The following is a 12,786-nucleotide window of genomic DNA, read 5'->3' on the forward strand; positions in this document are numbered from 1 at the left end:
GCGATTATTGCTTTTCATAGGATACGTTGTTTTGTCGCCTTTCACCATTTCCAGTTCTTCTTTCATCATGGTATCTACCCACACATCTTTATTAGCCGTTATTACCTTTACCACCTGTTCGAGCAACTCTCCCTTGAACCCTTTCGCGGTATAAATCTCCCTTATTTCCTGAACTTCCTTTTCTCTTAAATTTTCAATTTCCCAATATTCTACCTTTTTGTGTTTATCGAAATTATCCTTCTCGGCTTTGGTAGAGAAAAAATTACCAACTGACATAGAAAAGCCATCAGCAATTAAATTAGCCAATCCCAGTATAATCACTACGGAAATACCAAGACTGGCACCTTCGGCACCTGCCACGACAGCGAAAGTTGTGATCGCTCCATCTATACCTCCATAGACAAATTCCCCTATATATTCTTTATTAAAAAATAATTTTTTTCCCGCTGAATGAAGATTTTTTTCTTCCGTTAAATACTGTGCTAGTGGTTTTTTATTAAACATGGCGAATGAAAATGATTAATAAAGTTAACAGAAAAAGATAAGAATTACAGTACTATGGAAAAATTATAAAACCGGGATTCTATTTATACTTAGATTGTGTTTTTATAATTTCAGACATAAGAAAGGTCATATAAAATAAATGATTTTACTTGATAGATTTATTTTGAGATTCTCCGCTTAATGAAGGAAAAATTAACGAGAAAATTAGGCCTGACCTATCAAAAATACCAGGAAATGCTTTTCCGAATCTTCTATAGTTATATTCCAAATACTATACTAGTAGTATTTTTTGGCAATCACTTTTTTATGTTTGATTTCCATATTCTTTTCATTTGAAAAAGGAAATAGGTTATTTCTTTCTCCTGAAAATCTGATTTAATGTTTAACCCTAATTATATAATTCAAGTTTACTTTTAAAATTTAAGAATGAAATTAAGCTTCGTATTCATTTAACTAATACCTTTAATAGGTTTCCTTTAATTTTCGTATTATGAGAGTTTCCGTAGAACGTAAGGATGTCAAGTTTTTGCCTGATTGTAGCCGGGTGGTGGTGCGTTTTTTTATGAACGGTGATCAAAGAACTCAAAACCTTGTCGCCAGGATTATGGCAATGAGTGATTTTCAGGTAAACCAAACCCTGGAACAAACACTAAGAGAATTCTCCCGACGTCACCGTAACATTTCCAAAGTATTTTTTAAGCATTGTTCTAATATTCGCCATATCATTGAAGGGATGCAGGTTAACTATGACGATCTTTCTGAAGATAGAAAATTACTGATTGGTTCTTACTGTACGATGGAATTTGCACTGGAATCGGCCGCATTTTTCAATCCTTCTATCGTAGAAGATTTTGATCAAACCTATTTAGAAGAAGGTGAAAAAAGAGTGATCATTTCTTTTAGAGCCACTGGAGAAGGGCATATTTCTTCATTGGTTTTTAGAAGGGGTATTATTGATAAAAACAATGATCTCCATCTAATGAAAATTGGCAATCATATAGATAAAGCAGAGATTTCACATAAAAAATTATATGACAAAGGGCGGTTTATAGAGCGTCTTTCGGAAATGGATATTCCCACAAAATTTTCAGACGCTATAATGGACAGGCTTCCCGATAGATTTGAATATTTTGCCTTAAAACAGGAAGTACGTAGAATATTAGAAGACACTAATATGATCGCGGAAAGAAGAATGGCGCTGGAAGAAATGACATGGCTGGTAGATTCTTTTTATGACATTCAATTTAAACACGATGCTGATCTCTCGGCACGTGTAATTTTTCCTATTTCAGAATCTGAAAGCAGGGGAATAGAAGATGCTCGTTTTGTAAGATTTACAGATGAAGATGGAGAATCAAAGGTATATGCAACGTACACCGCTTATAATGGGCATACAATTTTACCTAAGCTTATCTCTACAGATGATTTCTATACCTTTAGAGTGATGCCTTTGCACGGGGATGGGGCCCAAAATAAAAATCTGGCCTTATTTCCTTCAAAAATAAAAGGAAAATATGCCATGCTAGCCAGAATTGATGGGGTAAATAACTATATTATGTTTTCTGAAAGAACAACCTTATGGAAAAATCCAATCCTTCTTCAAAAACCAAAATATCCCTGGGAATTTACTCAAATTGGTAACTGTGGTTCTCCATTATGGACGGCTGAAGGCTGGTTAATTATCACTCATGGTGTAGGTCCAATGCGCCGTTATTGTATTGGCGTTTCACTTTTTGACCTTGATGATCCTACCAAACAAATTGGCAGGCTAAAAGAACCTCTAATTACGCCACTTGAGCACGAAAGGGAAGGTTACGTGCCCAATGTGGTGTACTCTTGCGGCGCGTTAATTCATAACCAGAGCCTTATTTTACCTTATGCGCTATCAGACTATTCTTCTACCTATGCAGTTGTGAATTTAGCCGAATTATTCGCCGCCCTTAAACGAAATTAGATTTTATTATTTAATTGATCTATTTTGTATTACCGATTTATAAGCTTCAATATAATTATTGATCATCGTTTCTAGGCTAAATTTTTTCACCGCATAAGCCCTGCAGTTTTTAGCATCAATTTTATCTAATTCCTTTATTGCTAAAATTGCTTCTGTAATATTTACTGGTAAAAAACCGCTTATTCCTTCGGTGATAAGTTCCGGCATACTTCCTCTTTTAAAGGCAATTACAGGTGTACCGCACATCATTGCTTCCAGGACGCTTAATCCAAAAGGTTCTTCAAAATATACTGGGTGTAATAATGCTTTAGCACCGCCTAGTAATTCATCTCTTGCTTCAGGCCCCAAATTGCCCAGGTATTCTACATGCTTATTATCTATATAAGGTTTGATTTCTGAATTAAAATATGCTTCGTCCTGAATAAGCCCGGCTATTTTTAACCGAAACCCGGCCCGCTTAGCAATTTCGATAGCTGCGTGAGTTCCCTTATGCGGATGAACTCTTCCGAAGAAAAGCAAATAATCTTCTTTTTCTTTTCTGAAAGTAAACTTTTTAGGGTCCAAACCGTGGTAAATGGTGGCAAGATAATCCAGCTCGTCACTTCTATCTGAATCTGAAATAGAGATGTAGGAAGTTGAATTATTATATTTCTTATAAACCGGAATTATTTTAGATGAAGAAAAGCCGTGAATCGTAGTAATAATTGGTGTTTTAATTAACCCGGAATAACTTAAGGGAAGAAAATCAAAATGGTTGTGAATAATATCGAATAGCTCTGCTTGCTCCATTAAATGACTTATATGTAAACATTCCATCACTTTGGGATCGTGCTCCTTATCTATTTCGTAAGGTAATTTACAGGCCCATTCCAGTTTTGCCTTGGTAATAGAATTAGCTGTGGCAAAAAGCGTGACATCATAGCCTTTTTCAACTAAACCTTCAGTAATATTTGAAGTTACCTGTTCCCAGGGGCCATATTTTTCTGGTGGTGTACGCCAGGCTATTGGAGCTAAAATTGCAATTTTCATCAGGAATTAACCATTATTCTTGAAGAGTTGGCGGGTTTAAACTCCTTGGTTTGATAGAGTTCTTCATAAGCTTTAAGTACGGTAAGGTGCGAGATCAAATAAGCCAATGAACTCTCTGCACCCTGGTTTCTATTTACTCCATAATTTTCAATACCATCGCAGCATCCTTTGGTATCAAAGTCATAAAGACTCATTCGCAAATCATTCTCGCCTAAGAACCACATAAATGAAAGGAATAATTTATTTAGATATTCTTTATTTTTCGTTAGTAAGAAAGCCTGATAATACATAAGAACCATAGCTAACGCATCTACCGGTTGCTGTGCGAACATAGATCTTTCCTGGCCTTTTACATACCACTTCTTATTACCTATAATTGAAAGATAGCCGTTTTTAAAAGTTTGTTTAGTAAGAAAATCCATCGCTTCCAGAGCAACAGATTGCATATAATTATCGTTTAAAATTTGAGTAGCATGCAATAGTGCTAAAGGTAAAATGCCATTATCATAAGCCAGTAAATTTTCAAACCATTTCCAGTCTGCTTGACTATTTTGCTCATATTGAGTGATAAGTTTTGAACTTAAGCTTTTTAGTTGAGTAAGCATTTCTTCATCTGCCTGGTTACTTTTTAAATAGTAGCAAATCCCAATGATCGTATTAGCAACACTTCGAATAGATTTTAATTTTCCGAAATTTGGTACTGCATTAAAGAATACCAGCTTTCCATTTTGATAATAAGCATCATTAGGTGCGTTTCCAAGTAAATACCCCAAAGCCCAAATAGTTCTTCCAAAGGAATCTTCGGAACCTGTTACGTCTAAAAAATTTCGATTAAAGCTTAAAAAATTCCTAAATGTCCCATCTTCATTTTGCATATAATGGATATAACTGAGATAAACAGGCATTAATTCCAGCGCCAAAGAATTCTTTTTCTGATTGAAAGCCATTAATGACATAAGTAATGCCCTGGCATTATCATCCAAACAATAACCTTCTTTAAGATTAGGAATTCCAAATTTTGCGTGTTGGATAATTCCCGTATCATCCGTTAATCTTTTTATATGAGACAGTGAAAATGGGGGCATAATTAATGGATCTATTAAAGTTCCCTCTTCATTTAACACTTCTTTTTTTGGTGATTTCAGAACCTCTTGAGCAAGATCTATATACTTTTCCCCTATTTGGGGCCATTTAATCTCTTTACCATATTTAAACGCCTTGTTCTGAATTTCCTTAAGCTTATCTGGATTATCTAATAAATCGTTTAGGGTATGAGCAAGATCGTCTGGATCATTGAAATTAAAAAGGCGGCCTTTACCGTTTTGTAATAATTCTGCCGCGTGCCAGTAAGGAGTGGAAACAACCGCACAGCCAGCACCCATCGCATAGGTAAGCGTACCGCTTGTGATCTGGGCTTCATTGATGTATGGCGTTATGTAGATATCGCAGGCAGATAAATACTTAAATAATTCAGTTTCATCAATAAACTCGTTCAATAATAGAACGTGATCCTGAAGTTTTAGATTTTTTATAAGCAATTGTAGATAATTCCTATATTCTTCTCCTGAATAGCGTATTACATTGGGGTGTGTTTTTCCCAAAACCATATACAGAATTTCTGGATGGGTTTTGATTATTTGAGGTAAAGTTTTTATAACGGTTTCAATTCCTTTACTTCTACCAATAAAACCGAAAGTCATTAATACTTTCTTCTTATTGAGTTTAAATTCGGTCTTTGATTGGTTTCTATCAAACTGAATATCGGGAACTCCGTGTTCTATAAGATTTATCTTGTTATTAGGGACATCATAAATGGAAGTGAGAAAAGTAATAGCCATTTGGTTCATTACCACAATACTATCAGCCATCTTGCATATTTCCTTTAGAATGGCCTTTTCTATATAAGTAGGATTTTCCAGAATAGTATGTAAGGTTACGATAATTGGGATTTTAACGTGATGGAGTAGGGGTAACACATAAACTCCGCCAGACCCTCCAAAAATCCCAAATTCATGTTCTAGAATGCAAACATCTACACCATTAGAATTTATAAAATTAGCTGCTTTTAAATAATCGGCCTGTTGCTCCTGGCGTATCGTGAGTTTAACTTCGGGTGGGTAAGTGTAAGTTTCATCATAATCGTTCATAGCGATAATGAGTCGTTTATGAATTTTTTCACCCTGATGGTTTTTTGCGGTCATGGCCAAAGCAAGGTTTTGGGTAAAAGTCCCAATCCCGCATTCCCTCGGCGGATATGTCCCTATATAAGCAATCTTCATTTCAATATGTTTTTTCCGGTTTACTTTATCCCGTTTCACAAGTGGAAAGACTTGTTTCTGGGACGCTTTCACCAGAAATTATTCTTTATCTTTTTTGATTTGAGGCCATAATAATTTAAAAAAACAATAATTCAGGCATTGCGTTGGAGGGTATGTTAAAGATAAGATTATTAAACCTAAAACCCTCATATTCCAAGTGTTAAGTTTAACCAAATTAAAGTGACAATCTACGCTAATTTTAGAGTAAGCTTAGCTATTCTGACTGAAGGAGGCTTCTCTTATTTCATCAAAAAACGGGGTGTTTTTTTCTTCTACACATTTTGCTGCATAAAGATAGAGCGCGGCACTCCAGGTTTGCCAGTCCTGCCCCATGGGTTCGCCATTTTGCGATCTAAACCATTCATTAAATCCAAAATCAAGACCAGCTGTTTTGGAGCGTTTTATAAGTTTGGTAAGCTCAATGAGTTTTATTTCGGCAAGGTCAAAATGCTTTGCACCCACAAGGGCTGCTATGTAAATTCCGCAAATAAATGGCCATATTCCGCCATTATGATAATTTCCTGGTAGATTATAATCTGCATAGCGTTTGTGCCAGTCTGGATCTTCCGGTTTTATAAAAGGATAAAAGTTAGGAGGTAAGTTTACTGCTAAATCTCCGCTGGATTGCATTGCTGTACACTCTTTTTCAATCCATTCAATAATTGAATCTGCTTTTTTTGGAGAGGCAATACCAGAAAGTATTGCAAGACTATTTCCAAGCAAATCAAACCTTTCACTATTATAAATTTTATAAGACCAAAATGCATAATAAGGTTTATCTCTTATCAACAAGCCTTCCTGAACTTGTTTTTTGAGCTTGTCTCTAATGATCGTGAAATTTTCCATTTCAGTGTGCATCTTCTTCGCCCGTTCATGAAATCCCATTAACTGCAAATAACTAAAGACTACCGTATTCACAAAAAGCCCATAACCTAAAACCCATTGTTCGTCGCGCCAGTCACTGGTAGGCTGTTGCGCCACTAGATAATGATCTGTAGGGCTTTGATATTCCATCCACAATAAAGATTTTTCTACAGCGGTTTTTAAAAATTCTGGTTCATTCACTACTTTTCTATATATCCCAGTACCCAATAAAAATAATGGCGTAGTATCACTGGCTCCTCTATCTTCACTATCGTGAACTAATGATGGAATGTGTCCTTTTTCTGATTGATTTTCAGCCAGGGTTTCCAAAACTTTCCGGATGTTCGCTAACAGCAAAGAATTATCTGAAACCGCTATTCCGAATATAGAAAACATTAAATCCCTGGTGTATGGTTCGGGGTATCCCCAGCCTGCAGTTCGAGGCAGATGCTGGAAGGGCCCTTCAGCATTATGCAAAAGCACATTTAATGCCGCATCTTTTGCTAAAGCAATTAACTCTGAATTTTTTGAAGTAATCATTTAAAATTTTAAACTAAGCCTAATTTATTCTCCAGAATTTGCAAAAACTTTCTGGCTACAACCCTGTAATCGAAGTTCTCGACAACATGCTTTCTTCCTTCTTCTCCCATCTTATCTCTTAAAGATTCATCCATCATCAGCCTATATAGATATTTCGCTATATCCTGAACATCTGCACGGTAATCTACAGTTCGCGGGGTATCAAAAATGATTTTATGGTTTTTCTCAAATCCAGACTCCTCACCTAAAACCACTTCTTTAGCAATAATTTTTTCTGCAACTTCTGCCAGGAATGCCGTTTTTTCGTGTATAAGCGTATCTAACATTCCCATGGCATTTATTCCTATAACCGGTTTTCCGCAAGCTCCAGCTTCTACCTGTGGCATTCCGAAGCCTTCAAGCCTTGATGGCGCTGCATAAATATCACAAGCACCTATCAGGTAAGGAACAAAATTGCGGGAAATGGTATTTGTAGCGTAAAAAATCTTTTTGTTGAGCCCCAGTTTTTCAGCTAATTCCATATCTAAGAGGTTTTGCGCTATGGTGCGCGGTTGAGGCCATACTTTACATACGTATTTCCAATTAAGCGAACTATCATCTATTAAGGCGAGCGCCTCCATTACTTCTCTCGCACCTTTAGAAGCGGCATCGCCACCCACGGTAAGGATCATTAGTTGATCAGGTGAAATCCCCAAAGCTTCCCGAACCGCCACAATTTTAGGATCATTCTTATTAAAAGGAATAAAAGAATCGGTATTACAACCCACGGGTAAAACTTCAATATTTTCAGGGTTTATACCGTCACGCACATACATTTCTTTTACCCAATTTGAAGTTACCAGAATAAGGGGTAGTTTGTTCAAAACGTTTTGATAATTGGCTATATATCCATCTGCAACCAACCAGGGCACTGGCAGAATTCCATGGTTTTGAGGGTGAAGTATAAGTTCTGGGGTATGGCCCCAATAACCAACTCCAACAACTACATCGGGCTTAAACCACCGATAGTACCACTCCTTCTCCTGGGCTGATTCAAAATGAACAGCATGTGCATTAACTCCTAACTCAAGAAGACCTTTATATAATAAATCTCCTTGTGTGGCCAGGCCACCAGGAGAAGGAGGGTAATCAAATAATACTAATACTCTCATTAGATTTTTGAAATTATGCGTGATGCTTTCCGCCATATTGTAGCCACTTAAAGGCTTGTTTGGGATCTTTAAATATCCAGAATGCTTCGATTCTTGGAGTGGTTTCTGCTTCGAAACCACTCGGAGGAAAACCATAAATCTCTGTTATAAGTGCGTATTTTTTTTTCCAGATTTTCTTATTAAGAGGATACTGTATGGCTTTTTCTTCTGCCTTAGGAAAGTACTTTTTATTTCCATCCTGGTAAGCAAATGTCCAAAGTTCATTAGTCTTAATCTTATTATTATACCATAATTCAATAACTACTTGACTTATTTCTTCGTGACGAATATGTCGTGTGTATTCTCCAGATGGATTATGGGTTATTATACGATCAAAATTACGAGCAGGTAGTAATTTCAAAATTTCACTTTCTATTATTTTCTTTTCTAAAGGACTTTGCTCCGGACCGTCATCCAAGTTACCCATTTTTCCTTTAGCATTTAAAATTTTAAGTACTTGATAGAACTTTGAAGCTCTTTCTTTATCATTTTTTCTACAAAGTGAAATTATAAACCAGTTGGAGGATGGATGAGTTAAAATCATACCGCCACACCATAAGGTTTCATCATCTGGATGTGCTACTATAACCAGGTTCCTTTGAACCGAAATACCAGTTTCATTAATCATTGGAAAAACTTTAAATAGAATCTTTGCAGGTTTTTATAATTGACTATAGGTCTTAGAGTTTCTCCTTTAAACTATTTGCAATTCTTAGCTTTAAGTTTAAAAAATGAATTAATTCATCATCAATTTGTCTGTAAAGAAGTAAGTGGTTATTCAAGTGAAAATACTCACATTCTACCTCATCACATTCCAATAATTTGTCAATGTCATTTACGTGTCTATATAAGGCCTTTAATAATTCTGAGACTTCTTTGGTACATTCTTCTATCTCTACTTTTAGTAGAATCAGCTCAGAAAAAGATAGTTGGTAAAATTTATTTTTATATAATAATTGCCAATATTTGATATCCTTTAAAATCGATTCCAGGAGGGAATACCAAAGTATACTTTCCTTGCATATGTTTTCCGTAAGAAATTCAGTATGAAGTGAGCCCTCTCTATATCTTGCTTTCATTTTGATAATTATTACCCTTAAATGTAATTATAACTTATTGAGTATTAAATGATAAATATCATCATCGCTATATAATAGCTATTAAACAACTGCAAATAACATACTTAAATTCGGGGGTTTTCCTTAATGTTAGCGTTGGAGAAATTCACTTAAATTATAGAAGAATTGTGAAAGCATAACACTCTTAAGCATTATTCATAATAACTCAATATATGTCCATTTTTTATAGCAAATACCGAATGGCATTTTGAATTTTCCAGATTTTACTGGTCATAACAGGCGGATCTTATTAAACGTAATATTAAATATTAAACCGGTGGTAGGTGAATTTTTTATTTCTATACAAATCCAAAATTTTTTGTATTTGTAATATCAGATTTTAATAAAATAAGGAAGATCATGAATTATAGTTCAGAAAATTATTTGAGTAAATCATTTAGTAAAGAGGATTTAATCACAAAAATTGAACTTCCTTTTTCCAAAGGTGAAAAATTAAGAAAAGAAAAAGTTCACTGAATTAATATTTTTTCGAACAGAATTGAAAAAATAATAAACCTAAACGAACTCAAGAACTATTTCCGAAATCATGGAGAAATAATTAATGTGGATAAGAATAATGAAATTTATAGGGTAAACTCAATAGCTAACTTTAATTTCTTAATAAAAAAGGGGTCGGTAAAAACACTTATTGTTGATGAGTATGGCAAAGAATTCATTACTTCTGTTGCACGCAAAGGATCGCTATTGGGAGTATATTCCTTTCAAACAAATTCAAAATATATTGAAAGTGCTTTTTCTTTGGAACCAACTAAACTCATACGAATCTCTCGTACTACGTTTAATCAAATTTTAAAGGAGAATCAGGTTTTACTTCAAGAGATAGCTCAGTTACTATTTAAAAATGTAATAGCTCTTAAAAATTAATTATTAAAAATGGCCTATGCCGGAGTAATGGAGAAAACTGTAAGTACATTACTCGAGTTTGCTATACAAACTAAAGATGAGAAGTATAAATTAATCAATATCTCTCGTAGTGATTTAGCACATTCTGCTGGAATTTCAACAGAAAGTTTCATTAGGAGCCTTTCCCGGCTTAAAAAGAAAAGTTAATAAGCCTTAAGGGTAAACAGATTATAATATTACAACCAGAGAAATTAAAGGTTTTTAAATAAATCAATTATCCTAAATGGATTTACCGGATTGCCCTTTTTTAAGTGAGAAGTGATTAATAAATGCCGCTATACCATTTAAGTTAAAATTAATTTTGAGGGTACACCTATAGGACATTCATTATTAAATATAGGTATTTCTTTCTCTTGAATTTTATAAATAATGAACCTTATTAATTTGATTAGCTAATTTACCGTAGATCACAACTTGATAAACCATCACAAAATTTAAAATAAAATGATTTTAAAAACATTTACTTCAACTAAAAGTCCCCGTCACGCAGTTGATATAGCTAATAACGAATTTAAGCAGATGTTACAGGAAAGTTATCTGCCTAAAGAAATTGCACAGTCCGAATCTGTGTACTACAATTCATTTACTGAAACTAAGGAATTTCATTTTACTCTAACCGTGTTATTCGAAAAGAAAACTCCTTAATATTTACCTTTAAGAGATACAGTGGGGATTGGTCTTTGTGAAGAATTCCACTGAATCATAAATTTATGTTAAAGACTTCAATCTTGATATTTATCATAATTTTCATCAATACTATACTTTTAGAATAATAAATTAAAAAACAAATTGAGTTGAAAATATAAAGAGAATCTGATTTCTATAGTCTTGTTAGCGTTAGAAATTAGAGTTAGAAGGTATCAAAGGTATTCTTTAACATTATATATAAATTTTGCCTAGGGTAAGATCACTGATATCATACCAAATTAAAGAGTAAACTTAATATCTTCTTAAGAAACAGGAGACAATGGTCTCCTGTTTCTGTTTTAAAGACTTTTCTGGAAGTTATTAAAAATATTGTCAATTAACTGATTTTCATCATATTAAATTCAAATTTAAACTTCTAAATTAGTATACTTTTTAATTAAATTATTAACCATTTAAATTTTAAATTATGTCTCTTACTAAATCAAAAAATCGTAGAACTCCTGCGTTAGGTAGTTCTTTTTTAAGCAAGGATCCTTTTTTTGCAGACTTAATGGATACTAAACGAGGTTTTTTTAATTTGAACCGCTTCTTTAATGGAGATTTTGATGAAGACCTATTTCCTGCTTTAAACGTAAAGGAAAAAGATAAGGAGTTCGAAATTGAACTCGCAGCCCCTGGACTTTCTAAAGAAGATTTTAAAATTTCTATTGAGGATGGTATTTTGTCTATCGCTGCAGAGAATGAAAGTAAAATCGAGGAAGAAAAAGAAGGTTTTGTTAGAAAAGAATTTAGCTACAATAGTTTTTCCCGACATATTGCATTACCCGAGGAAGTAGATGTAGATAAAGAAGTTGATGCAAAGTATAAGGATGGTATCCTGAAAATGAACCTGAAAAAAAGAAAAACGGATAAGACCAAGAAGACAAAAACCGTGAATGTGTCCTGAAAAGAATGATAATCCCGAAGCTTTTCGGGATTTTTCTTTTTTAAAAGCTTTGGGTTTTTAAAAATGCATTTTAAAATCAAAATTATGACGAGCATTTCAAATGACTAAATTTAACTACTAACTGTAGCGGGTTAAATCAAATCATCCTAATTTTCCGGAAATGACTGTAAGCTTCCCTTAAAAACGAACTGTTTAAAATTATAATATATTTTATAACTTTAAACAGTAATTATGACGAGAATTAAGATTAACGGGGGTAGGTAATATATAGCCAATTTAGCTGTTCAATTTTTTTCTCAAATTATCAATATCGCTAGATATCTTAGAGTCAATTACCCGAGCATAGATTTGTGTAGTTGATATTTTAGTATGCCCCAAAAGCTTTGATACCGTTTCTATTGGAACTCCATTTGCCAAGGTAACCGTAGTAGCGAAAGTATGTCGGGCGGTATGACAACTCAATTTCTTTTTTATTTTTAGTTTATCAGTAACCTCTCTTAAATATTCATTAGTTTTCTGATTGGAATAAACCGGTAATAATTTTTCTGTCCCATCAATTTTTGGATGCCCTTTATATCGGTCTAGAATTTCCTGGGCTTCTTTCAATATCGGTATACGAACGGCCGTATTAGTTTTACTTCTTCTGGTATAAATCCAATTTTTACCATCAATCCCAATTTGCAAATGATAATTTTTTAATCCCTTGACATCTGCATATGTCAGGCCATGTGATCGGAAATTAAATCTGCAC

The 12,786-nt window shown here is 34.1% G+C and carries 12 protein-coding genes; 4 read left to right on the forward strand and 8 right to left on the reverse strand.

Features of this window, described 5'->3' with window-relative positions; translation table 11 throughout:
• On the reverse strand, positions 1-504 hold a 504-nt coding region (locus tag B4F31_RS14895; RefSeq protein ID WP_286761664.1), incomplete at its 3' end, for a VIT1/CCC1 transporter family protein.
• A 490-nt stretch (positions 505-994) separates the two neighbouring features.
• Here B4F31_RS14895 and B4F31_RS14900 point away from each other — a divergent pair.
• Positions 995-2,458, forward strand: a complete 1,464-nt coding sequence (locus B4F31_RS14900; RefSeq protein ID WP_286761665.1) for a glycoside hydrolase family 130 protein — start codon at positions 995-997, stop codon at positions 2,456-2,458.
• A 6-nt stretch (positions 2,459-2,464) separates the two neighbouring features.
• Here B4F31_RS14900 and B4F31_RS14905 read toward each other — a convergent pair whose 3' ends face one another.
• From B4F31_RS14905 to B4F31_RS14930, 6 genes are all read right to left on the reverse strand, one after another.
• The gene (locus tag B4F31_RS14905) at positions 2,465-3,487 is read right to left on the reverse strand and encodes a glycosyltransferase family 4 protein (RefSeq protein WP_286761666.1); all 1,023 of its coding nucleotides are present in this window, start codon (positions 3,485-3,487) and stop codon (positions 2,465-2,467) included.
• A complete protein-coding gene (locus tag B4F31_RS14910) occupies positions 3,487-5,766 on the reverse strand; it encodes a glycosyltransferase family 4 protein (protein WP_286761667.1) in 2,280 nt (759 codons plus the stop codon). Before B4F31_RS14910 ends, B4F31_RS14905 begins: the two co-directional genes overlap by 1 nt.
• A gap of 249 nt (positions 5,767-6,015) precedes the next feature.
• The gene (locus B4F31_RS14915; RefSeq protein WP_286761668.1) at positions 6,016-7,209 is read right to left on the reverse strand and encodes a glycoside hydrolase 100 family protein; all 1,194 of its coding nucleotides are present in this window, start codon (positions 7,207-7,209) and stop codon (positions 6,016-6,018) included.
• A gap of 8 nt (positions 7,210-7,217) precedes the next feature.
• Complete coding sequence (locus tag B4F31_RS14920) at positions 7,218-8,360, reverse strand: glycosyltransferase family 4 protein (RefSeq protein ID WP_286761669.1); 1,143 nt, start codon at positions 8,358-8,360, stop codon at positions 7,218-7,220.
• Positions 8,361-8,373: 13 nt separating this feature from the next.
• Positions 8,374-9,027: a PIG-L deacetylase family protein gene (locus B4F31_RS14925; protein ID WP_286761670.1), complete on the reverse strand. Its 654-nt coding sequence runs from the start codon at positions 9,025-9,027 to the stop codon at positions 8,374-8,376.
• A 52-nt stretch (positions 9,028-9,079) separates the two neighbouring features.
• Positions 9,080-9,478 (reverse strand): hypothetical protein, encoded by a 399-nt coding sequence (locus B4F31_RS14930; RefSeq protein WP_286761671.1) that lies wholly within the window; start codon positions 9,476-9,478, stop codon positions 9,080-9,082.
• 603 nt (positions 9,479-10,081) lie between these two features.
• Here B4F31_RS14930 and B4F31_RS14935 point away from each other — a divergent pair.
• From B4F31_RS14935 to B4F31_RS14945, 3 genes are all read left to right on the forward strand, one after another.
• A complete protein-coding gene (locus B4F31_RS14935; protein WP_286761672.1) occupies positions 10,082-10,402 on the forward strand; it encodes a Crp/Fnr family transcriptional regulator in 321 nt (106 codons plus the stop codon).
• A 9-nt stretch (positions 10,403-10,411) separates the two neighbouring features.
• Positions 10,412-10,588 carry a helix-turn-helix domain-containing protein gene (locus B4F31_RS14940; RefSeq protein ID WP_286761673.1) on the forward strand — a complete coding sequence of 59 codons (177 nt, stop codon included), beginning with the start codon at positions 10,412-10,414 and terminating at the stop codon, positions 10,586-10,588.
• 967 nt (positions 10,589-11,555) lie between these two features.
• Positions 11,556-12,035, forward strand: coding sequence for an Hsp20/alpha crystallin family protein (locus tag B4F31_RS14945; protein ID WP_286761674.1), 480 nt, complete (start codon positions 11,556-11,558; stop codon positions 12,033-12,035).
• A gap of 276 nt (positions 12,036-12,311) precedes the next feature.
• Here the strand turns inward: B4F31_RS14945 and B4F31_RS14950 are convergent.
• Positions 12,312-12,786 (reverse strand): site-specific integrase (locus B4F31_RS14950; RefSeq protein WP_286761675.1); only part of this gene is annotated, 475 nt, incomplete at its 5' end.

Origin of the sequence: Salegentibacter sp. UBA1130, assembly GCF_002311535.1 — a bacterium.
Lineage (GTDB): Bacteria > Bacteroidota > Bacteroidia > Flavobacteriales > Flavobacteriaceae > Salegentibacter > Salegentibacter agarivorans.

Coding starts and splice junctions, on each gene's coding strand:
- B4F31_RS14900 (WP_286761665.1), top strand. CDS start 995: ATGAGAGTTTCCGTAGAACGTAAGGATGTCAAGTTTTTGCCTGATTGT.
- B4F31_RS14905 (WP_286761666.1), bottom strand. CDS start 3,487: ATGAAAATTGCAATTTTAGCTCCAATAGCCTGGCGTACACCACCAGAA.
- B4F31_RS14910 (WP_286761667.1), bottom strand. CDS start 5,766: ATGAAGATTGCTTATATAGGGACATATCCGCCGAGGGAATGCGGGATT.
- B4F31_RS14915 (WP_286761668.1), bottom strand. CDS start 7,209: ATGATTACTTCAAAAAATTCAGAGTTAATTGCTTTAGCAAAAGATGCG.
- B4F31_RS14920 (WP_286761669.1), bottom strand. CDS start 8,360: ATGAGAGTATTAGTATTATTTGATTACCCTCCTTCTCCTGGTGGCCTG.
- B4F31_RS14925 (WP_286761670.1), bottom strand. CDS start 9,027: ATGATTAATGAAACTGGTATTTCGGTTCAAAGGAACCTGGTTATAGTA.
- B4F31_RS14930 (WP_286761671.1), bottom strand. CDS start 9,478: ATGAAAGCAAGATATAGAGAGGGCTCACTTCATACTGAATTTCTTACG.
- B4F31_RS14940 (WP_286761673.1), top strand. CDS start 10,412: ATGGCCTATGCCGGAGTAATGGAGAAAACTGTAAGTACATTACTCGAG.
- B4F31_RS14945 (WP_286761674.1), top strand. CDS start 11,556: ATGTCTCTTACTAAATCAAAAAATCGTAGAACTCCTGCGTTAGGTAGT.